This window comes from Shimia isoporae, assembly GCF_004346865.1.
Classification (GTDB): Bacteria; Pseudomonadota; Alphaproteobacteria; order Rhodobacterales; family Rhodobacteraceae; genus Shimia; species Shimia isoporae.
The window spans coordinates 2,117,935-2,143,286 of the sequence record NZ_SMGR01000001.1 but is presented as its reverse complement, the minus strand read 5'-3'; the positions used below and the strand labels follow the sequence as shown (position 1 = coordinate 2,143,286).

At 57.3% G+C, this 25,352-nt stretch carries 22 protein-coding genes; 14 read left to right on the top strand and 8 right to left on the bottom strand.

The window, feature by feature from the left end:
- Positions 1-6 precede the first annotated feature (6 nt).
- Positions 7-1,707: a peptide ABC transporter substrate-binding protein gene (locus BXY66_RS10510; RefSeq protein ID WP_132860058.1), complete on the bottom strand. Its 1,701-nt coding sequence runs from the start codon at positions 1,705-1,707 to the stop codon at positions 7-9.
- A gap of 314 nt (positions 1,708-2,021) precedes the next feature.
- Between BXY66_RS10510 and BXY66_RS10505 the strand changes: the two genes are divergently transcribed.
- The 6 genes from BXY66_RS10505 (at position 2,022) to BXY66_RS10480 (ending at position 10,032) form a co-directional block, all read left to right on the top strand.
- The gene (locus tag BXY66_RS10505; protein WP_132860057.1) at positions 2,022-3,842 is read left to right on the top strand and encodes an ABC transporter ATP-binding protein; all 1,821 of its coding nucleotides are present in this window, start codon (positions 2,022-2,024) and stop codon (positions 3,840-3,842) included.
- A 4-nt stretch (positions 3,843-3,846) separates the two neighbouring features.
- On the top strand, positions 3,847-5,013 hold the full coding sequence (gene argE, locus BXY66_RS10500) for an acetylornithine deacetylase (RefSeq protein WP_132860056.1): 1,167 nt from the start codon (positions 3,847-3,849) through the stop codon (positions 5,011-5,013).
- Complete coding sequence (locus tag BXY66_RS10495; RefSeq protein ID WP_132860055.1) at positions 5,010-6,356, top strand: NAD(P)/FAD-dependent oxidoreductase; 1,347 nt, start codon at positions 5,010-5,012, stop codon at positions 6,354-6,356. Before argE ends, BXY66_RS10495 begins: the two co-directional genes overlap by 4 nt.
- A gap of 131 nt (positions 6,357-6,487) precedes the next feature.
- On the top strand, positions 6,488-7,663 hold the full coding sequence (locus BXY66_RS10490; protein ID WP_132860054.1) for a M20 aminoacylase family protein: 1,176 nt from the start codon (positions 6,488-6,490) through the stop codon (positions 7,661-7,663).
- A gap of 14 nt (positions 7,664-7,677) precedes the next feature.
- Positions 7,678-8,841 (top strand): M20 aminoacylase family protein, encoded by a 1,164-nt coding sequence (locus tag BXY66_RS10485; RefSeq protein WP_132860053.1) that lies wholly within the window; start codon positions 7,678-7,680, stop codon positions 8,839-8,841.
- Positions 8,842-8,865: 24 nt separating this feature from the next.
- The gene (locus tag BXY66_RS10480; RefSeq protein ID WP_132860052.1) at positions 8,866-10,032 is read left to right on the top strand and encodes a M20 aminoacylase family protein; all 1,167 of its coding nucleotides are present in this window, start codon (positions 8,866-8,868) and stop codon (positions 10,030-10,032) included.
- A 75-nt stretch (positions 10,033-10,107) separates the two neighbouring features.
- On the opposite strand, the gene moaA is transcribed toward BXY66_RS10480, so the two are convergent.
- Positions 10,108-11,112, bottom strand: coding sequence for a GTP 3',8-cyclase MoaA (gene moaA, locus BXY66_RS10475; protein WP_132860051.1), 1,005 nt, complete (start codon positions 11,110-11,112; stop codon positions 10,108-10,110).
- A gap of 150 nt (positions 11,113-11,262) precedes the next feature.
- On the opposite strand from moaA, the gene BXY66_RS10470 reads away from it, so the two are divergent.
- Complete coding sequence (locus BXY66_RS10470; RefSeq protein WP_165929147.1) at positions 11,263-11,625, top strand: hypothetical protein; 363 nt, start codon at positions 11,263-11,265, stop codon at positions 11,623-11,625.
- Between the two features lie 4 nt (positions 11,626-11,629).
- Here the strand turns inward: BXY66_RS10470 and BXY66_RS10465 are convergent, their stop codons facing one another.
- From BXY66_RS10465 to glmU, 3 genes are read right to left on the bottom strand one after another with little or no spacing between them, the layout of a single operon-like run.
- On the bottom strand, positions 11,630-12,307 hold the full coding sequence (locus BXY66_RS10465; RefSeq protein WP_132860049.1) for a DNA alkylation repair protein: 678 nt from the start codon (positions 12,305-12,307) through the stop codon (positions 11,630-11,632).
- A complete protein-coding gene (gene glmS / locus BXY66_RS10460) occupies positions 12,304-14,127 on the bottom strand; it encodes a glutamine--fructose-6-phosphate transaminase (isomerizing) (protein WP_132860048.1) in 1,824 nt (607 codons plus the stop codon). Before glmS ends, BXY66_RS10465 begins: the two co-directional genes overlap by 4 nt.
- Positions 14,127-15,482 (bottom strand): bifunctional UDP-N-acetylglucosamine diphosphorylase/glucosamine-1-phosphate N-acetyltransferase GlmU, encoded by a 1,356-nt coding sequence (gene glmU, locus BXY66_RS10455; RefSeq protein WP_132860047.1) that lies wholly within the window; start codon positions 15,480-15,482, stop codon positions 14,127-14,129. Before glmU ends, glmS begins: the two co-directional genes overlap by 1 nt.
- A gap of 137 nt (positions 15,483-15,619) precedes the next feature.
- Between glmU and BXY66_RS10450 the strand changes: the two genes are divergently transcribed.
- Positions 15,620-16,291, top strand: a complete 672-nt coding sequence (locus tag BXY66_RS10450) for an HAD-IA family hydrolase (RefSeq protein ID WP_132860046.1) — start codon at positions 15,620-15,622, stop codon at positions 16,289-16,291.
- On the opposite strand, the gene BXY66_RS10445 is transcribed toward BXY66_RS10450, so the two are convergent.
- Positions 16,240-17,574, bottom strand: coding sequence for an MmgE/PrpD family protein (locus tag BXY66_RS10445; RefSeq protein ID WP_132860045.1), 1,335 nt, complete (start codon positions 17,572-17,574; stop codon positions 16,240-16,242). The genes BXY66_RS10450 and BXY66_RS10445 overlap by 52 nt on opposite strands.
- A 163-nt stretch (positions 17,575-17,737) precedes the next feature.
- Here BXY66_RS10445 and BXY66_RS10440 point away from each other — a divergent pair, with 163 nt between their 5' ends.
- Positions 17,738-18,946 carry a DegT/DnrJ/EryC1/StrS family aminotransferase gene (locus BXY66_RS10440; RefSeq protein WP_132860044.1) on the top strand — a complete coding sequence of 403 codons (1,209 nt, stop codon included), beginning with the start codon at positions 17,738-17,740 and terminating at the stop codon, positions 18,944-18,946.
- On the opposite strand, the gene BXY66_RS10435 is transcribed toward BXY66_RS10440, so the two are convergent.
- Positions 18,947-19,885 (bottom strand): alpha/beta fold hydrolase, encoded by a 939-nt coding sequence (locus BXY66_RS10435; RefSeq protein WP_132860043.1) that lies wholly within the window; start codon positions 19,883-19,885, stop codon positions 18,947-18,949.
- The gene (locus tag BXY66_RS10430; protein WP_132860042.1) at positions 19,885-20,175 is read right to left on the bottom strand and encodes an SCP2 sterol-binding domain-containing protein; all 291 of its coding nucleotides are present in this window, start codon (positions 20,173-20,175) and stop codon (positions 19,885-19,887) included. Before BXY66_RS10430 ends, BXY66_RS10435 begins: the two co-directional genes overlap by 1 nt.
- Between BXY66_RS10430 and BXY66_RS10425 the strand changes: the two genes are divergently transcribed.
- From BXY66_RS10425 to BXY66_RS10405, 5 genes are all read left to right on the top strand, one after another.
- The gene (locus BXY66_RS10425) at positions 20,165-20,851 is read left to right on the top strand and encodes a tetratricopeptide repeat protein (protein WP_243694343.1); all 687 of its coding nucleotides are present in this window, start codon (positions 20,165-20,167) and stop codon (positions 20,849-20,851) included. The two genes, BXY66_RS10430 and BXY66_RS10425, sit on opposite strands and share 11 nt — an antisense overlap.
- A gap of 24 nt (positions 20,852-20,875) precedes the next feature.
- On the top strand, positions 20,876-23,683 hold the full coding sequence (locus tag BXY66_RS10420; protein ID WP_132860041.1) for a helicase-related protein: 2,808 nt from the start codon (positions 20,876-20,878) through the stop codon (positions 23,681-23,683).
- A gap of 34 nt (positions 23,684-23,717) precedes the next feature.
- Positions 23,718-24,074 (top strand): RNA-binding S4 domain-containing protein, encoded by a 357-nt coding sequence (locus BXY66_RS10415; RefSeq protein WP_132860420.1) that lies wholly within the window; start codon positions 23,718-23,720, stop codon positions 24,072-24,074.
- 50 nt (positions 24,075-24,124) lie between these two features.
- Entirely contained in the window at positions 24,125-24,463 is a 339-nt protein-coding gene (fdxA, locus tag BXY66_RS10410; protein ID WP_132860040.1) for a ferredoxin FdxA, read from the top strand.
- Between the two features lie 279 nt (positions 24,464-24,742).
- On the top strand, positions 24,743-25,258 hold the full coding sequence (locus tag BXY66_RS10405) for a CarD family transcriptional regulator (RefSeq protein ID WP_132860039.1): 516 nt from the start codon (positions 24,743-24,745) through the stop codon (positions 25,256-25,258).
- Positions 25,259-25,352: the final 94 nt, after the last annotated feature.

Genomic DNA, 25,352 nt, shown 5'->3' with positions numbered 1-25,352 from the left:
GTCGCATTACTTCATGCGATACCAGTCTGCAACGTTCCACAGCTCGGAGTCCCAAACGTTCAGTTTGACACCACCCAGGCTGTTGGCGTGTGCGGACACGCGACCACGGTGCACCAGCGGCACAATGGTGTAGCTGTCTTTGGTCAGCATGTCGTTCATCTTCTTCGCGATCTCGCCGCGCTTCTCGATGTCGCCGGTCTGGGCCAGCTCGTCGATCAGAGCGTCATATGCAGGATCGCAGAAGCGGTTGATGTTCTCACCCTGCCACTGGCTGTCAGGCTTCGGCTCGTTGCCGCAGCGATAGGCCGCCAGATACTGCTGAGGGTCGGTGCCGTTGAAGGTGTTCGCATACATCTCAACGTCAGCATAGAACTTCTGGAAGGTGTCGGGGGAACCCGGGTCACCGCCGAAGAATACGGATGCGGACAGGTTGCGCAGCTCGGTTTCAACACCGATTTCGCTCCACCACTGTTTGATCAGGGCTTGGAAGTCCTGACGAACGGCGTTCGTGGAGGTCTGGTACAGGATGGACAGCTTGACGCCGTCTTTCGCGCGGATGCCGTCGCCGCCTTTAACCCAGCCGGCTTCGTCCAGCAGGGCGTTTGCGCCAGCGATGTCCTGCGTCATGCAGTAGTCGTTGTTTGCAGCGTAGTTGGCCGGAACCGGAACCACGTCACAGGTCACTTTACCTGCTTTACCGTAGCCGATCTCAACCAGCAGTTCGCGGTCGATCGCCATGGACAGCGCTTTACGCACGTTCATGTCGGACAGGAACGGGTGCGGGTGCGCAACGGTGGAACGCTCGCCTTCCGCAAGATCGGACGACGGGTTGGTCAGGTTCATTTCCAGACGCTCAACCAGCGGACCGAAGCCTGCGATGGCTTTGCCTTTACCGCCTTCTTCCATCTTGGCGATCACGTCGGGTGCCAGCTGGAGGTTCCATGCGTAGTCGAATTCGCCGGTTTCCAGAACCGCGCGGCCCGCGCCGGTTGCGTCGCCGCCACCTTTGAAGGTTACGGTTGCGAATGCCGGTTTCGCCGGATCACGGTAGTTCGGGTTTGCTTCGAACTGGATCACGTCGTTGGTGCGGAAGTCGGTTACAACGAACGGGCCTGTGCCGATCGGGCCGAAGTTCTCAGCAGTACACTCAGGCGCTTTTGCACCCATGCAGTTTTCGAACTGAGCTTTCTGGATGATCGGGGACTGACCGCCGACGAACGGACCATACGGGTTCGGCTTCGGTGCGGAGAAGGTTACTTTGACGGTAAGGTCGTCAATCGCATCAACGCTGTCTACGCCATCAAAGAACGATGCCTGTGCGCAGCCGCCTTCGGGGTGCATGCAGTATGCCGCGGTGAAAACAACGTCAGCAGAGGTTACAGCGGAACCGTCAGACCAAACGAGGCCTTCCTGCAGCTTCCATGTGATGCTGGTCAGGTCCTCGGAAACGCCGCCGTTGCCGACAGTCGGGATCTCTTGGGCCAGGAACGGAACCAGAGCGCCGGTTTCGTCGTAGCGGGCCAGCGGCTCAATGGTCAGCGATGCCGATTCGATGTCCTTGGTACCACCCGACAGATACGGGTTCAGGATCGAAGGCGCCTGCCAGTAGATGATGTTTACGTGGCCGTCCGAGCCGCGCTCCGCCATGGCCGCGGGGGCCAGTGCGAATGCTGCTGCAGCGCCAAGCATCAAAGTTTTAACTTTCATGTCTCACTCCATGTTGAACGCGGTTGCCCGCGCAATTCAGGCGGATTGTTTCCGCCCATTTGTTTGTTGTCAGGAAGAGACCGCGCACCGAATCGTTCGTGTGCAACGCTGAATGATTGTTCAAGTCCCCTCTCGACTGCCCGCATCACAGACCAGCAAACCGGAAAATGCAAGCGCTCGTTTCGGAACTAACTTGGGGTTAGGGTGCGAAAAGCGGTACACAAATTGGCGTTTTGGGGGGTGTTTGACCTTTGCAATTCTTGCCAGTAGCGTCCCGCCAAAGACAAAAAAACAAAAAACTGGGAGTTGTGGGGATGCTGGACAACGCCATCGCCTCGATCGAAAACCTTCGTGTTGAGTTCCAAACAAAAGACGGTCCTGTGGTGGGCGTCGAGGATGTGTCCTTTAAGGTCAATCCGGGCGAAACCGTTTGTATCGTTGGAGAATCCGGATCCGGAAAATCCGTTTCCAGCCTGTCTCTGATGCGTCTGGTGGAGTTCGGCGGAGGCGATATTGCCGGCGGTCGATTGCTGTTTGATCGCAAGGAAGGCGGCGAGGAAGACCTGCGCGAAACCAATCAGGATTTGATGCGCACGATTCGCGGTAACGAGATCGGAATGATCTTTCAGGAACCGATGACAGCGCTCAATCCGGTGTTCACGGTTGGCCGACAACTAACTGAAGGCCTGCGGCTGCACAAAAAGCTGTCAAAGTCCGAAGCTGAGGCGCGGGCGCTGGAATTGCTGCGTCAGGTGCGTATTCCGGAACCGGAACGCCGTTTAAAACAATACCCTCACGAGCTCTCCGGCGGTATGCGCCAAAGGGTCGTGATCGCGATGGCAATGGCCTGTGAACCGCGTCTTCTAATTGCGGATGAACCAACAACTGCCTTGGATGTGACCATTCAAGCTGAAATTTTGGCCCTTATGGACCGCTTGAAACGCGAAACGGGCACCGCGGTCATGTTTATCACCCACGACATGGCGGTTGTGGCGCAGATGGCGGATCGGGTCGTCGTTATGTTCCGCGGCAACAAAGTCGAAGAAGGTACCGTCGAGGAGATCTTCGAGAATCCGCAGCACGACTATACCAAGGCTTTGTTGGCAGCCGTGCCAAAGCTTGGCGAGATGACGGGCACGGATGTTCCAAGCCCGATGAAGCTGTTTGGTGACACTACACACAATACTGACCCGATCCCCGGAACAAACGAGCCGATCCTGACGGTTTCCAACCTCGTCACGCGCTTCCCGGTAAAAGGTGGCCTGATGCGGCGCACGGTTGCGAACGTGCACGCAGTCGAGGACATCTCTTTTACAGTCAACAAAGGTCAAACTTTGAGCCTCGTTGGCGAATCCGGTTGTGGTAAGTCGACTGCCGGTCGGTCTTTGCTGCGACTTGTCGAACCTACTTCCGGCCATGTCGAGTTTGATGGTCTGGACATCATGGCCCTGAACCCGAAAGAACTGCACAAGGCCCGGCAACAGATGCAGATGATCTTCCAGGATCCCTTTGCGTCGTTGAACCCGCAAATGCAGTTGATGGACCAGGTGTCGGAGCCGATGCGCAATTATGGAACCCACGCGGGTGAAGAGTTGCAAAAGCGGGTCGAGATGCTGTTTGACCGCGTTGAACTTCCGCGCAGCTTCATGCGCCGCTATCCGCACGAGTTGTCCGGTGGTCAGCGTCAGCGTATCGCCATTGCGCGCGCATTGGCGTTGAATCCGAAACTGATCGTGTCAGACGAGGCCGTTTCCGCGCTTGATGTGTCGGTTCAGGCGCAGGTTCTCAACCTGATGATGGAACTGCAGGCAGAGATGGGCATTTCGTATGTGTTCATCAGCCATGACATGGCCGTTGTGGAGCGTGTTAGCCATTATGTTGGCGTGATGTATCTCGGTCGCATTGTTGAAATCGGTCCGCGCCGCGCGGTGTTCGAGAACCCGCAACACCCTTATACACAAGCTTTGATGAAAGCTGTTCCGATCGCCGATCCGCGTCAGCGAAAGTCCGAAAAGGACCTGAATTTCAAACCGATCCCGAGCCCGATCCATCCGGTCGACTACGAAGCGGCGCCGTCCGAGTACCGCGAAGTCGGGCCAGAGCACTTTGTGCTGACCACAGACAGCGGGTACTGACCCGATGACTGAGCGCCTCAGCCCACGCGCGATCCTGGAAAAACTGGTGTCGTTTCCGACTGTGTCGAGCGACACCAATCTGCCTCTGATTGACTGGGTTGAGAGCTATCTCACAAGTCACGGCATCGAGAGCTATCGCCATCCGCATGAAACGGACCCGGCGAAGGCCGGCCTGTTTGCCCATGTCGGGCCCAACGTCGAAGGTGCCGTTGTGTTGTCTGGACACACAGATGTTGTGCCCGTCGAAGGACAGCCTTGGTCGACCGACCCTTTTGAAGTTGTCGAAAAAGACGGCAAGCTCTTCGGGCGCGGGACCTGCGATATGAAGGGCTTCGACGCGTTGGCAATCTGGGCAATGGTTGAAGGCCGCTACGCCGGTCTGAAGCGGCCGCTACAGATTGCGCTGAGCTATGACGAAGAGATCGGCTGTACCGGCGCCGCACCTTTGATTGAAAGCATGAACAAAGTCCTTCCAAAAGGCCGCGCGACCATAGTTGGCGAACCTTCGATGATGGGCGCGGTGACAGGCCACAAAGGCGGGCAGGGGTTTGATGTTCATGTCCGCGGGTTCGAGGTGCACAGTTCTCTGATGCATACCGGCGTGAATGCTATCATGTATGGCGCGAAGCTCATTGAATGGGCAAACGAGATGAACGCCGAGAACCGCGCCAAGGCGCCCGGCGAGATTGCAGCAACATTCGAGCCCCCATGGACAACCGTTCACGTTGGCATGATTGAAGGCGGCACCGCACATAATATTACGGCATTGGATTGCCGTTTCGGGCTCGATTTCCGGATTGTGCCGGATGAAAGCCGCGACGAATGGATCGCGCGGTTCAAGGCAAAGGTAGCCGAAGTCGAGGCCGAGATGCAGGCCGTTGTGCCAGAGAGCTTCATCGAGCTTGGCGAAAAATTCTATGTCCCGGGCTTGTTGCCGGAAGAGACAGGAGAAGCCGAAGCGCTGGTGCGCCGGCTGACGGGGGACAACGCTTCGCGAGTCGTTAGCTACGGTACCGAAGGTGGGCATTTTCAGGACGGTGGGTATTCTACTGTGATCTGTGGACCCGGAGACATTGCTCAGGCACACCAACCGGACGAGTTTCTGTCTGTTGCCCAGTTTCAGTCGGGCGAAAAATTCATGCGAGACTTGCTGGCGGAGCTGGCGGGATGAGCGCCTTTCCTTTGGGGTTGCAGCAGCCGGTAGAACACGGTGGAGCGCTCCCGAAGGAAGCGGATGTGGCAATTGTTGGAGGCGGGATCATCGGTGTGATGACCGCCTTTTTTCTTGCAAAAAAAGGTTTGCGACCGGTTGTCCTTGAGAAGGGACGGGTTGCCGCTGAGCAGAGTTCACGGAATTGGGGCTGGATCCGTCAGCAAGGCCGCGACGTGGCCGAACTACCGATCATGATGGAAGCCAACCGGCTTTGGAAAGAACTGGCGGCCGAAGTCGGAGAGGATCTTGGTCTTGAAACCGTCGGCATAAGCTATCTGGCGGAAACCGAACGCGAACTCGCTGAGTACGAAAACTGGCTCGCGCAGGTCAAATCCTCCGGAGTCGACAGCCGGATGCTGTCAGCGACGCAAGCGGCGGAAACCTTGCCGGGGGCGACGCAGAGGTTTGCGGGGGCGCTGTACACTCCGTCAGATTTGAAAGCAGAACCCTGGATCGCGGTGCCGGCGTTGGCGCGTGCGGCTGTTCGGGCAGGGGCGGTGATCGTCGAGAATTGCGCCGTGCGCGGACTGGACCTTGAGGCCGGGCGCGTGGCGGGTGTCACCACGGAGCGCGGACGTATCAAGGCGGCGGAAGTTGTGGTCGCCGGTGGCGCATGGTCGTCTCTGTTCTTGCGACGACACGGTGTAAAAATCCCGCAACTGTCTGTGCAGGCTCTGGTGATGGCGACCGAACCCGCGGCCGCTTTGGATGTTCCGGCTACGGCAGTGACAGGACTGGCCTGGCGGCGGCGCGCCGACGGCGGATTTACAATTGCCCCCGGCGGCTGGCACCGGTTGTTTGTCGGCCCGGACGCCTTTCGCGCACTGCCGAAATTTGTGCCGCAGTTGAAGGAAGACTGGGCCGGCACTTTCTACAGGCCAGCCGCGCCGTGGGGATATCCGGATGCATGGAGCACAAAGCGGCAATGGAACATGGGTGACGAAAGCCCTTTTGAACGGATGCGCGTGCTAAACCCCAAGACCCATATGCCGCCTCTGACCAAGGCATTGGCCAGATTTTCGGCGCTGTTTCCCCAATTGGGCGATCTAAAGATGAAACAAGCCTGGTCAGGCATGATCGACACGATGCCGGATATAGTACCGGTCGTGGACCGCGCTGAAAGTGTGCCTGGATTGAGTATTTGCACAGGTATGTGCGGACATGGATTTGGCATTGGCCCAGCCTTTGGCCGTGTGATGGCGGACTTGGTCACCGGAAAAGATGTCGGGCACGATTTGCATCGCTTCAGGCTGTCGCGGTTTTCAGATGGCTCCAAGATGAAGTTGGGGCCGATTATTTGATCCTCACAGCTGTGGCTTGCCGGAATTCTCCGCATCGTCCGCTCATCCGTTAATTTGTGAACAATCCCCCCTTGCACGTAACTGAATGATCGTTCAGTCTGAGCGGGCGCCGACTTATGGGGAGATTTGTCATGCCAATTCGAAACCGCCTTGCCGAGATGCATTCCGAGATCACCGGATGGCGTCACCATCTGCACAAACATCCGGAACTGATGTTTGACGTGCATGAAACGGCGGCATTCGTGCAGGAGCGGTTAAAGGAAATTGGCGTGGATGAGATCACGCCCGGCATTGGCCAGACCGGAGTGGTCGCGGTCATCAAAGGCAAGACCGATACCAAAGGCCGCGTGATTGGTTTGCGGGCCGACATGGACGCCTTGCCGATTCATGAAGCGACAGGTCTTGAGTATGCGTCCGTCGTAGACGGAAAAATGCACGCCTGCGGGCATGACGGGCACACATCCATTCTGCTCGGCGCCGCCAAGTACCTCTCCGAGACCCGCAACTTTGATGGCACGGTCGTTCTGATTTTCCAACCTGCGGAAGAAGGTGGCGGTGGCGGGCGCGAAATGTGCCGCGACGGGATGATGGATCGTTGGGGTATTCAGGAAGTCTATGGTCTCCACAATGCACCAGGCATACCCGTAGGAGAATTTGCCATCCGCCCCGGCGCCTTGTTGGCATCGGCGGACGAATTCGAAATCACGGTGACCGGCAAAGGTGGGCACGCGGCTGCGCCGCATGAGGCGATAGACACGACGCTGGTCGCGAGCCAGATCGTTGTTTCTTTGCAATCGATTGTGGCCCGCACAGTGAATCCGGTGCACCGAGTTGTCGTGACCGTCGGAACGTTTGAGACCGATAGTGTGGCCTCCAACGTGATCGCGCACACAGTAAAGTTAAAAGGAACCGTGCGAACCTTGGACACGGACAATCGTGCCGTGGCCGAAGCGCGTATCCGTGCCATTGCCGAACACACTGCGCTGGCCTATGGCGCGACGGCGGAGGTGGTCTGGGAGGACGGGTACCCTGTCACAATCAACCACGAAGCTGAAACGGAATATGCCGTGGAGGCCGCACGGGCCGTTGTGGGAGATGCGGCAGTGGACGACAACACGGATCCAATCCTGCCGGCTGAGGATTTCGCCTTCATGCTTGAAGAGCGGCCGGGGGCCTACATTTTCTTGGGCAACGGGGACACGGCGATGTGTCACCACCCGCAGTATCAGTTTGACGACGAAGCCATTCCGGTCGGGTGCAGCTGGTTCGCCGAATTGGTCGAACGCCGTATGCCAGCCGTAAATTGATCAGGGAGCACAAAATGCCGGTCAAAAACCGTTTTGCGGAATTGCATGGAGAAATCACCGAATGGCGGCGCGACATTCACGCCCATCCGGAGGTTCTGTATGAAACGCATCGAACCAGCGCTCTGGTGGCGGAAAAGCTTAGAGAGTTTGGGTGTGATGAGGTCGTCACAGGCATCGGACGCACAGGTGTCGTGGGTATCATCAAAGGGAAGACTGACACCAAAGGGAATGTCATCGGTTTGCGGGCAGATATGGACGCCCTGCCGATGCAGGAACAGACCGGTCTTGAATATGCGAGCCAAACGGACGGGGCTATGCACGCCTGTGGTCACGATGGACACACCGCAATGCTTCTAGGGGCTGCCAAGTATCTGAGCGAGACCCGAAATTTTGATGGGTCCGTGGCGCTTATTTTTCAGCCGGCAGAAGAAGGTGGAAATGGCGCCCTGGCGATGGTCGAAGACGGAATGATGGACCGCTGGGACATCAAGGAAGTCTATGGGATGCACAATAATCCCGGCCTGCCGGTCGGCGAATTTTCCATTCGTCGTGGACCCTTGCTGGCGGCGGTGGATTTTTTCACCATCGAAATCGAGGGCAGGGGCGGCCATGCGGCGATGCCTCAACAAACCGTTGACCCAACGGTGATCGGAACCAACATTCACTCGGCGCTGCAATCCATTGTAAGCCGCAACGTTGACCCTGTGGATCGGGCGGTCGTTTCCGTAACCAGCTTCCAGACGGGGTCGGACGTTTTTAATGTTATTCCCCATACGGCCACGCTGAAGGGAACTGTTCGTACTTTCACACCCGAAACCCAGGATATGGTCGAAGCGCGAATGAAAGACGTTGCGAGTGGCATAGCCGCGACGTTCGGCGGCACAGCCACCGTAGACTACAATCGCATCACTCCGGCCACGATCAATGCCGAGGATCAGGCGATTTTTGCGGAAGAAGTTGCCACAGCCGTTGCCGGAAGCTGCAATGAAGCGCCGTTGGTCATGGGTGGAGAAGACTTTTCCTATATGTTGCAAGCCCGCCCGGGAGCCTTCATCATGGTCGGGAACGGCGACAGTGCCGCGCTGCACCACCCTGAATACAATTTTAACGATGACGCTATTCCCTATGGGAGCAGCTTCCTGTCAGAAGTGATCGAACGCCGCATGCCTGCGGCCTGAACCATACCAAAAGAGGAAACCCCCATGCCGACGAAGAACCGATTTGCCGAGTTGCAGGATGAAATCACCACCTGGCGACGGGACATTCACGAAAACCCTGAAATCCTGTTTGAAACTCACAGAACCTCTGCATTGGTTGCCGAGAAGCTGAAAGAATTCGGCTGTGACGAGATCGTGACAGGCATCGGTCGCACGGGCGTTGTGGGCGTGATCAAGGGAAAATCGACCGGTTCGGGCAAGGTTATCGGCCTGCGCGCAGATATGGACGCGTTGCCGATCCATGAGCAGACGGGGTTGGAATATGCTTCCAAGACCGACGGTGCGATGCACGCCTGTGGCCACGATGGCCACACGGCAATGCTGTTGGGCGCGGCGAAGTATCTGAGCGAGACCCGTAATTTTGACGGAACTGTCGTGGTGATCTTCCAGCCAGCCGAAGAAGGCGGCGGTGGCGGCAAGGAAATGTGCGACGACGGCATGATGGAACGCTGGGGCATTCAGGAAGTCTATGGCATGCACAACTGGCCCGGGCGTCCCGTCGGCAGCTTTGCGATCCGGTCCGGCGCGTTCTTTGCCGCAACCGACCAGTTCGACATCCATTTCGAAGGCCGAGGCGGTCACGCGGCAAAACCGCATGACACAGTGGACACCACCGTCATGGCGGCGCAGGCCGTTCTTGCTCTGCAGACGATCGCAAGCCGGAACGCAGACCCTATCGATCAGGTGGTCGTTTCTGTGACCAGCTTTGAAACGAGTTCCAAAGCGTTCAACGTGATCCCTCAGCGCGTGCACATCAAAGGCACGGTGCGCACCATGTCCAAAGAGATGCGCGATCTTGCCGAAGACCGTATCAACAGCATTTGCGACGGCATTGCCACGACCTTTGGCGGCACGGTTGATGTGAAATACCACCGCGGTTATCCGGTGATGGTCAACACGGATGCACAGACCGAATTCGCGGCCGAGGTGGCCAAGTCGATTTCCGGTCAGTGTGACGAGGCTCCACTGGTAATGGGCGGTGAGGATTTTGCCTTCATGCTCGAAGAGCGTCCGGGCGCTTACATTCTTGTTGGCAATGGCGAGGACGGCGCAATGGTGCACCACCCCGAGTACAACTTTAACGACGAAGCGATTCCCGCGGGCTGCAGCTGGTGGGCTGAAGTTGTCGAGAAGCGGATGCCAGCAGCCTAAGGCCTTTACAAAAAAGAGAAAAAGAAAACCCCGCTCCGGAAGGTGCGGGGTTTTGCATTTGGCTAAGAGGCGGCTTTAACCACCGGTGTGGCTCATGTGGCGGCTCATCTGGCCCGAGATTTCCTGCCGTGAGTAGTCGAAATCATGACCCTTTGGCTTGAGCGCGATGGCACCACGAATGGCGTTCTCCAGCGGCATGTCGCTCTCGCTGCTGCGCAGCGGCCCACGCAGGTCCGACATGCCCTCCTGACCCAGACAGGTGTAAATCTGACCGGTACAGGTGATGCGCACGCGGTTACAGCTTTCACAGAAATTGTGGGTCAGCGGCGTAATGAAACCGATTTTCTGGCCGGTTTCCTCAAGCCGCACATAACGCGCGGGGCCACCGGTGCTTTCTGACAAGTCAGTCAATGCATATCGTTCAGCCAGACGCGCTCTCAGATCCTTCAGCGACCAATATTGGTCCAGACGATCTTCGTTGCCGAGATCGCCCATCGGCATGACCTCGATCCACGTCATGTCCATATCGCGTTCCGCGCACCATTCTGCCATCGGAATCAACTCGTCTTCGTTGAAACCTTTGAGCGCGACCGCGTTGATTTTGATGCGCAATCCGGCCTCGCGGGCTGCATCCAGACCACGCATGACTTGTGGCAGGCGCCCCCACCGAGTGATGTCCGCAAATTTCTGTTCGTTCATGGTGTCCATCGACACGTTGATCCGACGGACGCCGCAATCAGCCAGTTCCCCTGCGAAACGCTCAAGCTGGCTGCCATTTGTTGTGAGGGTCAATTCGCGAAGTTCGCCGCTGTCCAGATGACGCTTCATAGAGCGGAAGAAAGTCATGATATCCCGCCGAACCAGCGGCTCTCCACCGGTAATGCGAAGCTTTTGCACACCCATGCGCACGAAGGCCGAGCACATACGGTCCAGTTCTTCCAGCGTCAGGAGTTCTTTCTTTGGCAGAAACGTCATGTTTTCAGCCATGCAATAGACGCAGCGGAAATCGCAGCGGTCAGTTACGGAAACACGCAGGTATGAAATGGCGCGCTGAAACGGGTCGATCAATGGGGCTGTCATGGGGATGAGGCTAGTCCTGAAAGGGAGGCAGAGCAAGTACTGCGAAGGTTGTAGTCTTTCACAGTCTTGTGCATGATCCAGATCATGAGAAATGCTTTTTTCCTCCTCCCGATCTTGGCGCTTGCTGGGTGTGATCTGCCCCAGCTTGATATGCTTAAACCGAAGCAGGAGACCGGTGTTACGCCGGGTCCGGTTGTCGAGGCGCCTGAGGAAGTCAGTGAGGAAACTCTTGAGTCAGCGGCGGCCGTTGACCGCCCCGAGGCGCAGCCAGGCTCGCTTGGAACGACTGTGGTTTCCCTTGGGGACGCAACGCAGGCAGGCTCTTGGCTAAAGACGCCGCTCGTGGCCAATACCCGCCCCGGCAAGGTCTGGTACAACGGTCGGTGGGCGGCGGTGACGCTTATCCCGATCGAGGGCGAAAGCGGTTCGGGAAGCCGGATGTCATTGCAGGCGATGCAGTTGCTCAGCCTGCCTCTGACAGGCTTGACCGAGGTCGAAGTCACAGCGGATTAATTTGCTACTTCAGATATTTGCGAGCTTCTTTTACAGCAAACGGTTTCATACCATCTGCGTGTTTGTCCAGAAAAGAGATGACTCTGGGGGCATCATGCTTGGACAGGTCGCGTAGCCACCATCCTATCGCTTTCTGAATAAACCACTCATGGTCTGGTACGTAATTTGCGGCCCAGCCCAAAACACGATCCCGGATTTCCAGATCCAGTGGTTTGGGAAAATTCTGCTTCGTCCAAGGCAGAGTAATCACCAGAGCCGCGCGCCTTGTCCACATATGTTCGGATGTTGTCCACGCCTCGACGTCGTCCACGCGCGCAGGCGTGGCCACGAGTCGTTTTTGACCGGCCATACATCCGTGGTCGGCAATCGCCCAGCTGTCAAAATCAGGGAGCCAACTTTGGATGAGTTCCCACGCTGCTTCATCGGGCCGGATGCGGGCTTGAGTAAGCAGTTTTGACGCTGCCAACCGTGCCTCAAAAATGTCGGTGGCCCAAAGTGCGCGGGCAAGGTCAACGCGTTCGTCGACGGTCAATGACCGCCGCCAATCCTTTGTCAGGTCATTGATCGCCGGATTTGGGATACCGATGACTTCGCGAGACTGCTTGTGATATGCGGCCATGCCTTCAGCGCGACCGGGCTCTTCAAGCTTTCGCAGGGCGTCGAGTGCTTCCTCAAGTCTCATTCTACGGTGACCGACTTGGCAAGGTTGCGTGGTTGATCAACATCTGTGCCTTTGGCGATCGCTGTATGATATGCCAGCAACTGAGCAGGCACGGCATATAGGATCGGGGTGAGAACCGGATCTACGGCTGGCATCTGAATGGTTTGCCAAGTGCCTTCAGCGCCTTCGTCAAGACCTGCGTGATCTGACACCAGAAGAACCTTGCCGGCGCGTGCCATGACCTCCTGCATGTTGGAAACGGTCTTGTCAAAAAGCGCGTCCTTTGGTGCAAGAACCACCACCGGAACATGCTTGTCGATCAGGGCGATGGGGCCGTGTTTCAGCTCTCCAGACGCATAAGCTTCAGCGTGTATATAGCTGATTTCCTTCAGTTTCAGGGCGCCTTCAAGTGCCAGGGGAAACATCACGCCGCGCCCGAGGAAGAGAATGTCGCGGGCTTCGGCGAGTTTGCGGGCGGCGGCTGCCATTTGTGGCTCTGCATCCAGCGCAACGTTCACCAATCCGGGAAGTGCATTCAGACTTTTGAGAAGGTCTGCAAAGCGCTCGTCCTCCAGCGTGCCGCGTTGTTTGGCGGCCTTGAGGGCGAGCATCAAAAGCACTGTGAGCTGGCAGGTGAAAGCCTTGGTCGACGCGACGCCGATTTCGGTACCGGCCAGAATTGGGAAGGCGATGTCGCTTTCGCGGGCAATCGAGCTTTCTGCCACGTTTACCACTGACAGAATTTTGTCTGCCTTGCCGTCGCAATAGCGCAGGGCAGCGAGCGTATCTGCGGTCTCTCCGGACTGGCTGACAAAAAGCGCAACGGTACCGTCGGTGACGGGAGGTTCACGGTAGCGAAACTCCGATGCAACGTCGACTTCAACGGGCATTTGAGCGAGCTGTTCAAACCAGTACTTTGCCGTAAGACACGCGTAGTATGCCGTGCCGCAGGCAACCATAGTCAGGCGGTTGATCTTGGTGAAATCCAGTTCTTCGCCGGGCAGCGAAACGTCAGTCCCATCTGTCGTCAGATAGTGCCGGATGGCTTCGCCAAGAACGGTCGGTTGTTCGGCAATTTCCTTTGCCATGAAGTGTTTGTGACCACCTTTGTCGACGCGCGTCTGGTCGATCTCGATCTTTTTCACAGCACGATTGGCCAGATTTCCGTTGGCGTCGCGAATTTCGAAGCTGGTGCGGGTCAGAACCGCGCTGTCACCTTCCTCAAGGTAGGTGATGCGGTCTGTCAAAGGAGAGAGCGCGATGGCGTCCGAACCAACAAACATCTCTCCGTCACCGTGACCGATGGCCAAAGGCGAGCCTTTTCGCGCCGCAACGATGAGATCGTCTTCACCTTCGAAAAGAAACGCCAGCGCGAAGGCGCCATCGAGACGGGAAAGCGTCTTCAGCGCCGCATCGGCCGCGGACAGGCCTTCGTTCATGTAGTGTTGTGTCATGAGCGCCACGGTTTCCGTGTCGGTCTCTGTCACAAAACTGATGCCAGCCTTGGCCAGCTCCTCACGAAGTTCCCGGAAGTTTTCGATGATTCCGTTATGGACAACGGCTACGGGGCCGGCGCGATGGGGGTGGGCGTTGACGACGTTGGGAGCGCCATGGGTCGCCCAGCGTGTGTGGCCGATACCGGATTTGCCGGCAAGAGGTTCATGCACCAGAAGGTCGGACAGGTTTACCAGTTTGCCTACAGCGCGGCGGCGGTCGAGTGTGCCGCTGTTGACGGTCGCGATGCCGGCGCTGTCATAGCCACGATATTCGAGCCGTTTCAGCGCTTCCACAAGTATTGGAGCCGCCTCGTGATTTCCAAGAACACCTACAATACCGCACATTATTGGCTCTCCTGGTCGCGTTTCTGCTTCTTTTTCTTTAAAATCTCGAACAATTTTACAGATAGTCCCGGTTTGGTTACCTGATCAGCCCGTGCCAAAGCCAGGGCTTCATCCGGCACGTTCTTGGTGATGACCGAACCCGAACCGGTCATGGCTTGATTGCCGACTTTGACCGGGGCAACCAACATCGTATTGGACCCGACAAAGGCATTGTCGCCGATCTCGGTGCGGTGCTTCATCACGCCATCGTAGTTACAGGTGATCGTCCCGGCGCCGATATTGGTGCCTTTGCCAACGGTCGCATCGCCAACATAGCTCAGGTGATTGACCTTGGTGCCTTCACCAATTTCGGCGTTTTTAATTTCAACAAAGTTACCGACGTGGGTGTTTTCCGCGAGTTCCGCGCCGGGGCGCAAACGCGCGTAAGGCCCGATGATGGCCCCACGACTGATATGACATCCCTCCAAGTGAGAAAACGCGCGGATACGTGTTCCGGACTCAATTGTGACCCCAGGACCGAAGTAGACATTCGGCTCAACCGTTGTGTCTCGACCGATGACTGTATCAAAGGAAAGCATCACGGTTTCGGGTTGCTGTAGCGTCACGCCCAAATCCATCAGTTCGGCGCGGGCGCGGTCCTGAAAAACGGCTTCTGCTTGGGCCAAGTGAGCGCGGGAATTGATGCCAAGAGTTTCAGCCTCGTCGCAGGAAACGGCGGTCACTGACATGCCGCGTTCGCGGGCCACGCCGACAATATCGGTCAGATAAATCTCACCTTGGGCATTGTCCGAGTTCAGAGCGTCGATCAGGTCGAATAGATCATCCCGCTTGGCGAGCATTACACCGGAATTACAGAATGTTATGTCCCGCTCTTCATCTGTCGCGTCTGCGTATTCTACTATGCGCTCAAGGCTGTCGCCCTTCATGACAAGGCGGCCATATTTGCCGGGGTCCGCGGCTTCAAAACCGAGAACCACAACTGCATTTTCTTCGCGTGCTACAGCCATGCTTTCCAGTGTTTCGGGAGTTACAAATGGCGTGTCACCGAACAGCACAATCACGTCACCGTCAAAATCTGCCAAGGCGTCTCGAGCAACACGTGTGGCGTGGCCAGTCCCGTTCTGTTCTTCTTGCAGGACAACGGTCGCCTCGGGATCATAGTCGAGTGCAGCTGCTTTCACCGCGTCATAACCGTGGCCGGCGACAACAACTGTTTTCTCCGGAGACAGAGCAGCGCCCGCCTGCATCGTATGCACCAGCATGGGCGCGTTTGCGATTTGGTGGAGAACCTTTGGCAAATCTGAGTTCATCCGTGTGCCTTTGCCTGCGGCCAGGATGACAAGTGCGATGCTCATCACGTTTTCTCTTTGAATTAAGTTGCGCCCGTTTTATCGCAGTGCCCAAAGGGTGCAAGGCTGATAGCCATCAAAACTGATTGCGCCCTGTAACAGCGTTGCGCGGAAAATTGCGCACCAAAAAGGCGAGCCAGCAAATGCGCACAGTGATTTTCGATTTGGACGGTACCTTGGCAGACACCAGTGGAGATCTGATTGCTGCTGCCAACTTCTGTTTCCGGAACATGGGCTTCGGGGACGTTCTTGATGTAGAATACGATGCAGGCATAGCGCTGCGCGGCGGGCGCCGGATGCTCACCGAAGGCCTCACACGTTTGGGGCGGTTCGAGGAAGCCATGGTTGATCGCTATTATCCGGTTTTGTTGGAAGCATATGGCGAACACATTGCGGAATTCACGTATTTCTTCCCGGGAGCGTTGGAAGCGGTCGAGGCGCTCAGGTCTGCAGGATATGGCGTGGGCATCTGCACAAACAAACCGGAAGCTCTGGCAGAGCAGCTTATGCAGACTTTGGGAGCACGCGACCTGTTCGGTGCGCTTGTTGGTGCTGATACGCTGACGGTGCGCAAGCCCGATCCCGAGCCATTGCGGGAAACCGCCCGTCGCCTTGGCGGCGATCCGGACCTGACCATTCTGATCGGTGATAGCGACACAGACCGAAATACGGCAAGGGCCGCTGGTGTCCCGTCGGTGCTCGTTACCTTCGGCCCTTCGGGAGATGACATGGCCGCGCTGGAGCCTGAAGCCCTGTTGGATGACTACGCTGCGCTGCCGATGGTCGTCGATGCCTTGATCGGGCGCAATAGCTGATCGGAGAGACTGGAAAGCGGCAGAACCGCGAGATTCGCCAAGGTGTCCTCAATTTCTTTTGCTGCAACCGGCCCCAATACGGGATCAGCCAAGGCGTGGAATTTGGCGCGTAGCTCGGCCTCGGTTGGCGGTGCAGTGTGGTCCCATTTCGGCTCCTGCCAGTCACTTTGGTATTTTTTGCCGTCTCGGGTTTGGATGCACACACGCGCGAGCCGTTGCACCGGAAAAGCCGCATTGGCAACGTCGTGCTCCCGCATTGTGACCTTGGAAGAAAGGGACTGAATTTCCGCGTCTTCGGTTGCCTCATCCGATATGTCCTGAGGAGTAAGGTCTCCGCGCACAAGTGCTACGGCAACCGGAAAGGACGTGGAATACTGCGCTTCTTCCGTGTTGGTCGGGTGCGGCATCGCCAGCCGAACGCTTTCGTGGAACGTCTCAATTTCTATTGCTTCGATGTCGCTTGCTTCAAAGCTGTGGGTAGCTTGTAGGGTCATCGCGGCTTCCATTGGTGCCTGTGCCCAACGACAGACCGGGTAAGGCTTGTAGTATTGTTCAAGCACATACCAACGGTCCCCGAGGTCGTCCCAATGCTCGGTGGCTTGTTCTACCGTGATGGCCGGTGCGCCCGTGAAGCCTGAACAGGCAAGCTTTACAGCCGAAACGCCCGACATTGCCCCCCAGCCCGCGCCGTCCTTTAGCATTGTGGGGTGGTCAATGCAGCGCATCATCTGGCTTCTTGGTCCGTGATATTCCGCAATGCCAACCGCATGACGGGTAAGATCCCTGTCCAACCCTAGCAGACGCGCGCTGGCCGCCGCCGCTGTCACGGCGCCCCAACTACCGCTTGTGTGATAGTCGGGTACAGTGGCGTGTTGTGCCACCGAGACCCGCGCACCGAACTCATACCCCATTGCAATTGCTTCAAGAAACGCCCGTCCAGAGGTTTTGGCTTCGTGTCCCACTGCGAGGACCGCTGGGAACAGCGGCGCGCCGATATGGCCTTTGGCGGGGTTGAAGCCATCATGGCCATCCAGCGCGTCAATCGTCATACCCGCCGCGAGGGCCATGCCGGAAGCGGAGGCCGTACGGCCGTCAAACAGCATCGGAATGTTCCCTCCGAATTCGACGTGGGCATGTGTGCGGACAATACCGGAGAGGCGGGTGGTCATACCGCCGGCACCGACGCCAATCAGATCGAGGATGTTTAGCTCAACTTGTTTTCGGGCCGCTTCCGACAAGTCGTCCCAACTCATCTCATGCACAAAGGCAATTGGATCTTTCATGGCTGACCTCCTGCTTGTGTGCGAGAAAGCTTAGCAAGCGTTGAGCGAGGAAAAGGGCCGAACCCGACCTATTGCGTCGCAATTGACGCAGGAACGATCAGCCGATTGCAGCGCGGGTGGCTCTGACGTAATGCTTGGGTACGAGTCAAATTCAGAGGGCGTGATGAGCAAACGCACGAGCCGCGAGATATTCACGGGAAATTTCACTCAACAGGAACCCATTCCGGAAAGCGCGATCTCAGCAGCAGTTGAGGTCATGCAGTCCGGTCGCTTGCACCGCTACAACGTCGCGCCGGGCGAGTTGGGCGAAGCGGCTCTGCTGGAGCAGGAGTTCGCGTCTCTGACAGGGGCGGATTATTGTCTGGCTGTGGCTTCTGGCGGATATGCGATGGGCTGCGCCCTGCGGGCTTTGGGCGTCGAACCCGGGGACAAAGTGCTGACAAACGCCTTCACATTGGCGCCTGTGCCGGGGGCGATCGCTTCAGTCGGGGCCGTGCCTGTGTTTGTCGGCGTGACAGAGGGCCTCGTGATTGACCTTGAGGATCTTGAAGCAAAGGCTGGTCAGGCGGACGTTTTGATGTTGTCACATATGCGCGGTCACATCTGCGATATGGATGCGCTGATGGCGATTTGTGACGCCAATGACGTCAAAGTCATCGAAGACTGCGCACACACGATGGGCGGCGGTTGGAAGGGGGTACCTTCCGGGCGGCACGGCGTTATGGCCTGTTATTCGACCCAGACCTACAAGCACGTAAATTCCGGCGAGGGCGGATTTCTGATCTCCAACGACGAAGAGGCCATGGCGCGGGCGATTATCCTTTCAGGCTCTTACATGCTTTATGAGCGTCATGCGGCTGCGCCTTCGTCAGAGGTGTTTGAACGTGTGAAGTATCACACCCCCAATGTGTCCGGTCGGATGGACAATCTTCGGGCGGCGATCTTGCGGCCGCAACTGCAGGCACTGCCGCAACAAGTCGTGGCATGGAACGAACGACATGATGCAGTTCTGAACGGAGTACGGGGAACGCCGGGTTTGCACGTCGTTGAGCGACCGGATGGTGAGGACTACGTTGGCAGCTCCATTCAGTTTCTTTTGCTCGATTGGACAGAGGAAAACATTGCCGAGGTATTGCACCGTTGCGGGGAGCGCGGTGTCGAGTTGAAGTGGTTTGGTGGGGCCGAACCTGTCGCGTTTACGTCTCGCTACGATAGTTGGCGTTATGCGCCCAGCCAGCCCATGCCAAAGACGGACCGCATTCTGAAAGGTGTTCTGGATATGCGAATTCCGCTGACGTTTTCCGTGGCGGACTGTGAGTTGCTCGCCCGCATCATCCGCGCCGAGGTCGGCGCGGTTTATCAAGCGGCGTAATCAACGGTTGGCGTCGAAAAAGTCGCCAATCTGGGCAAAAACTTTGGCACGGACATCAGGGCCTTCCATCAGCACTTCGTGCTGTCCGCCCAGAATGATTTCCAGCTGGCCATTTCCCCATCGCCCCATGCGTTCATACACGTTGCGCTGGGTAACGATGGCTTCGTTGTCGCCCATAAAGGTCAGGCACGGCAGGTCTGGGCTGGGTTTGGAGTTCAGCAGTTTGCATTCGGCAATCGCCTCGCGCAGCCAGTGCAGCGAAGGGCCGCCGAGCGCAAGACCCGGGTAGGTGGTGACCTGCTTGCGCATGTATTCGTACATGTCGCGATCGTTTGTCAGCGTGTTTTCGTCGAAGTCTTGCTGAACCACGTAAGTTTCCGCGCCGGTTGTCGGAGCAAAGTTCTCGGCAAAACCAAACGTCGAGGCAAGGCGCATTAGCGCCCACGCACCCGGCTTGACCGCGGCGGACATCATGATTCCCCACATCGGACCTGAAAAAACGACGCCGTTGACAGGCAACTTCTCCATCACAGCCCGCAAGCCAATGCAGCCGCCCATGGAATGCGCCACCAGGAACCAAGGTTTGGGCAGGTTCAGTTCTTCTGCAGCCTCCAAAAAGGCTGCAATGTCTTTCTGGTAGTCGGGGAAGTCGACAACATATCCCGCACGCGGATTGTCGATAAGGCGATCGGCGAGGCCCTGTCCGCGCCAGTCGATCCCGAGTGTCTCATAGCCAAGGGCAGCGAACTCTCCTGCGGCTCGGCCATATTTTTCAACGTATTCAGTGCGACCGGGGAACATGAAGACCGTCCCCCGGCTATTGTTTTTGGGCCAGTGTGCGACCCTGATCCGCACGTCATCAGATGTTTTGAGCCAGTAAGCGCGGGCCTCCGGCCCTTCGGCCACATCATGGTGAAACGGTGCGGAATCCAATGCCATTAGCCCAGGATCGAGCCCAGTTTCATCGCGGCACCCATGTCGCCGTCAATGGACAGCTTACCACCCATGAAAGCAGCAGTCGGGTTCAGTTCGCCTTCAAGGATCGCTTGGAAGGTTTCGACGTCGGCAGTCATGGTCACGTCGGTTTCGTCGTCGCCCGCGCGCACGCCATCGGAGTCGATGATGATGCCGCCTTCGCCTTCGATTGCGAATTTCGCGGAGCCGTCAAATGCGTCGCCGCCCAATTTTTCGGTCAGGGCTGCCACTGCGGTATTGATAATGTCGCTCATCAGTTTGATCCTTCAACTTGTTGTGCGCATCTTGGGATTCGCCGATACGCAGGGTATACTCGTTTACGTTATGGTCAACTTCACTTCTCATCTCAAACGTGCCGTTGCGGCATTTGCCGTCACGTCTTGTGTCTGTGGTGCCTTTCCGGTGCTGGCTCAGGAAGAAAACCCCGATACCGCACAAATCGAATTGCCCGGTCCGCAGGATCTTGCTGGCATGATGCAACAGCTTCGTGACGCAGAGGAGGGGGCCGCAAGCTCAATTGCCGATCGCATCAGGCGTGAATGGAACAAGTCAGGCTCAGCTACAGCGGATTTTCTCCTTAAGCGCGGTGAAACTGCGCTTGAGAACGGCGAGTACGCGCAGGCCATAGATCATTTGACCGCGCTTACGGACCACGCGCCGGATTTTGCTGCCGGATGGGCTCTTCGGGCGCGCACCTTTTTCGAGATGGATGAATATGGGCGCGCAATTGGCGATCTGGAACATGTGCTGGCTCTCAACCCGCAGCACTTTGATGCCCTGATGGGTCTGGCCTTAATGCTGGATCAAATGCAGCACGCTGAAGACGCATATGAGGCCTACTTGCAGGTCAAGGCTATACATCCGCATCAGGCGGGCCTAAGTGAAGCAATAGAAAGACTCGAGCAACAGGTTCTGGGTCGCGAACTCTGACGACCGAAGGCACGGGCATTCACTATGGCCGCACACCGGCAAATCACCGCAGTGCTTGGCCCGACAAACACGGGCAAAACGCATTACGCGATCGAGCGGATGCTTGGCTATCGCACTGGTGTGATCGGCTTGCCTCTTCGCCTGTTGGCGCGGGAGGTCTATGATCGCATCGTTGCCGTGCGTGGTCCGTCTGTCGTTGCGCTTGTAACAGGCGAGGAACGGATTGTTCCGCCGCGCACCCAATATTGGGTCTGCACGGTTGAAGCCATGCCAGAAGGTCTTGGAGCGGATTTCGTCGCAATTGATGAAATCCAGCTGTGTGCGGATCCGGAACGGGGGCACGTGTTTACGGATCGACTGCTCCGAATGCGCGGTACTCATGAAACTTTGTTTCTGGGAAGCGACACCATGCGCAGCACAATCGCGGCGTTGGTGCCTGACTCTCAATTCATGCGTCGTGAGCGGATGTCCACACTGAGTTACTCCGGTTCGCGCAAGATCAGCCGCATGCAACCAAGATCAGCAATTGTCGGCTTTTCAGTCGACAATGTTTACGCAATTGCGGAATTGATCCGCCGCCAGAAAGGCGGTGCAGCCGTCGTCATGGGAGCGCTGTCTCCGCGCACCCGCAATGCGCAGGTCGACATGTATCAAAATGGCGACGTGGACTATCTCGTTGCGACTGATGCCATTGGAATGGGGTTGAACCTCGACATCGACCACGTGGCTTTCGCGTCTACTACCAAGTTTGATGGTCGCAGAATGCGCCCGCTGGCTCCAAACGAACTCGCCCAGATAGCCGGTCGGGCAGGGCGCGGCATGAGCCACGGAACCTTTGGTGTAACCGGCGAAGCGCGTGACCTGCCCGATGAAGTTGCCAATGCGATCATGGAGCATCGGTTTACGCCTGTTAAGAAACTGAATTGGCGAAACGCCCGCTTGGAATTCGGATCGATCGACGCGCTGATCCGGTCATTGGAAGAAAACCCGGACGACGAGTTGCTGGTGAAAGCACGGGAAGCGGACGATCTGGGGGCATTGAAACTTGTGTCCCGCGAAGCCGAAGTCGTGGCACGGGCGAGCGACGGACAATCCGTCAAGTTGCTTTGGGATGTTTGCCGAATCCCGGATTTTCGCGGGATCAGCCATGCGGAGCACGCGAGCCTGATCGAGCAAATTTTCGCCTTTTTGCACGAAAGCGGTACGGTTGCAGACGACTGGCTGGCGCGGCAGGTCAAGCGGATCGACAGAACAGACGGCGATATCGATGCCTTGTCCAAGCGATTGGCATTTATCCGCACATGGACCTATGTCGCGCAGCGGAATGGCTGGGTACGTGACGAAAACCATTGGCGCGGGGAGACTCGCGCTGTAGAAGATCGCCTGTCGGATGCGCTACACGAGCGCCTGACTCAAAGATTTGTGGACCGGCGCACGTCCGTTCTTTTGCGCCGGCTCAAACAGAAGGAGGCCCTTTTGGCCGAAGTAAATGAAAATGGTGAAGTGACCGTCGAAGGAGAATTTGTCGGTCGCCTCGAAGGGTTCCGCTTTATTGCGGATAAGGAAGCAAGCGGGCAGGAAGCCAAAACGCTGAAAGCTGCGAGCCTGCAGGCTCTTGCGCCGCAGTTCCACCTGCGCGCGGACAGATTTTATAACGCACCTGATACTGAGATCGATTTTACCGAACAAGGCGGCCTGATGTGGGGCGAGCATGCCGTTGGCAAGCTGGTTCCCGGCGCCGACCCGCTTAAGCCGGGGGTTGAAGTTTTCGTGGACGACGAAGCCGGCGCAGATGTGGCGCAAAAGGTAGAGCGCCGTTTGCAGCACTTTATGGATCGCAAGATCGCGGCCCTGTTTGAACCGCTTCTCAATCTCAGCAAAGATGAAGAACTGTCAGGGCTTGCCCGGGGCTTTGCCTTCAGAATGGTCGAAAATCTCGGCATCATCCCGCGCGGCGAAGTCGCAACGGAAGTCAAAGAGCTTGATCAGGATGCGCGCGGAGCCCTGCGTAAGCATGGCATTCGTTTTGGCCAATTCACGATCTTTATGCCTTTGCTGCTCAAACCCGCTCCGACGCGGTTGCGTCTGGTCCTTTGGTCTCTGGCTCAGGGTTTGCAGGATTTTCCCGAAGCGCCGCCTCCGGGTTTGGTGACGGTACCCGCTGGCACAGGGGTTCCGCGTGGGTATCACGCAATGGCAGGCTATCGCGCGGCGGGCGAGCGGGCGATCCGCATCGATATGCTGGAGCGTCTGGCGGATATGCTGCGCACCGAGGACAGCCGGGGTGGCTTTGAAGCCAAGGCGGACATGCTATCGATCACGGGCATGACCTTGGAGCAGTTCGCTGACCTGATGCAGGGCCTTGGCTACAAGGCTGAAAAAGGCGAGCGCCAAAAGGTCAAAGCGGAACCGGAAACCAAGATGGACGAAGCGGATTCCGCGTCGGATGCGTCGGATACTGAGGCAGCCCCTGCCGAGGCGGCGCCGGAGGAGGCTCCTGCTGAAGAAGTTGTGGCCGAGGCAGAAGTGTCTGAAAGCACAGCGGAACCGGCCGAAACCGACGTGGAAGCGTTTTACACGTTCACGTGGGCCGGCAACCGACAGGGCGGCAACCGGAACGCCCGTCGTGGCGGCGGTCAGGGCGGTCATCGACGCGCAGACAACGCTGCCGGCGGTCCGCGTGGCAAGGGTGGCAAACCCAAAGGCAAAGGCGGACCGCGTCGCGACAAAGGCGCACAGAAATTCGAAGCGCGCCCGCCGAAGAAGGAAAAGGCCATCGACCCAGACAACCCCTTTGCCGCAGCGCTTATGGGGTTGAAGAACAAGGACTGAGGGCGTGACCGCCCCGTCCGCCACGCCGACCAAAATGCGCGTGGACAAATGGCTTTGGCAGGCTCGGTTCTTTAAGACCCGCAGCCTGTCGGCCAAAGTTGTGACCGGTGGGCATTTGCGCGTCAACGGCACCAAAATCTCCAAAGCCAGTCATAACGTTGCGGAGGGCGATGTTCTGACCTTTCCTCAGGCGCGTCAAATTCGCGTGATCAAGGTTCTGGCAATGGGCGAACGGCGCGGTCCGGCGTCCGAAGCGCAAACATTATATGAGGATTTGACCCCGAAAGAGGACCCTGTTCCACGTGGGCCGGGCTCTGACGGAAAAGGTCGTCCGACGAAACGGGACCGCCGTAATCTCGATCTTATGCGCACGACGCGGCTTGAAGATTGATGCGTGCTGTTCTAGTCAGTCACGTGATCCGAATTTTGATGAGCTGACCCATGACCTACGTCGTCACCGAAAACTGCGTTGCCTGCAAATACACCGACTGTGTGGAAGTATGTCCGGTGGATTGCTTCTATGAAGGCGAGAACTTTCTGGTGATCCACCCCGATGAATGCATCGACTGTGGCGTTTGCGAGCCTGAGTGCCCTGCTGATGCAATCAGACCGGACACAGAGCCGGATATGGAAAAGTGGGTCGAGTTCAACCGTAAGTACTCTGAGATCTGGCCGGTCATCATCACCAAGAAGGATCCTTTGCCGGAAGCCGACGAACGTGATGGTGAACAGGGCAAAATGGAGAAATACTTCTCCGAAGCGCCGGGCGAAGGCGGTTAAGCGACCGATTCGCCCGCAACCCGGCGGCCCAAAGGCATTGAACTGCCGACAAGTCGTTGGGAAAACGGGATAAATGGGGCCTTTTGGCGCACAGCGCTTTAAAGGGACCTGTTTTTGTGTTATATTGCTGTCATATACCGATAACTGCCTGCAGCCATCCCTGCGCATAATATGCCAAGGGTGGTTTTTTACGCCAGAGCCACAGCGAACGGGAAGCATCCGTTTCCCGTGCGTGTGTTTTTGTCTGGTTTCATGGGGGCTCAGCCAAGGAAGATTTGCATGAGCAAAGCCAAGAAGAACGAATTCAGCCCGAATGACTACGTGGTCTATCCGGCGCATGGTGTTGGCCAGATCATCTCGATCGAAGAGCAGGAAGTTGCAGGAATGCAGCTCGAGCTTTTCGTGATCTCCTTTGAAAAGGACAAGATGACCCTGCGGGTGCCAACCAACAAGGCGACCGAGATTGGCATGCGTGGGCTGAGCTCGCCTGACGTCGTGAGCCAGGCGCTCAAGACGCTCAAAGGCAAGGCCAAAGTCAAACGCGCCATGTGGTCTCGCCGTGCGCAAGAGTACGAGCAGAAGATCAACTCCGGCGATCTGATCGCGATTGCCGAGGTTGTGCGCGACCTGCATCGCACGGATGATCAGCGCGAGCAAAGCTACTCTGAACGTCAGCTTTATGAAGCCGCCCTTGAGCGTCTGACACGCGAAGTTGCCGCCGTGGCCGGTGGGGACGAAGTCGCAGCAGCCAAGCAGGTTGACGACGTTCTGGTCTCTCGTGCCGCCGCCGCTTAAGGCACGCTGTTTTGAGTATAGAAAAGGCCGCTCTTCGGAGCGGTCTTTTTTATTTCCCGGACGAGAGTATCAGGCTTTTGTTGCGTTTTCTCAG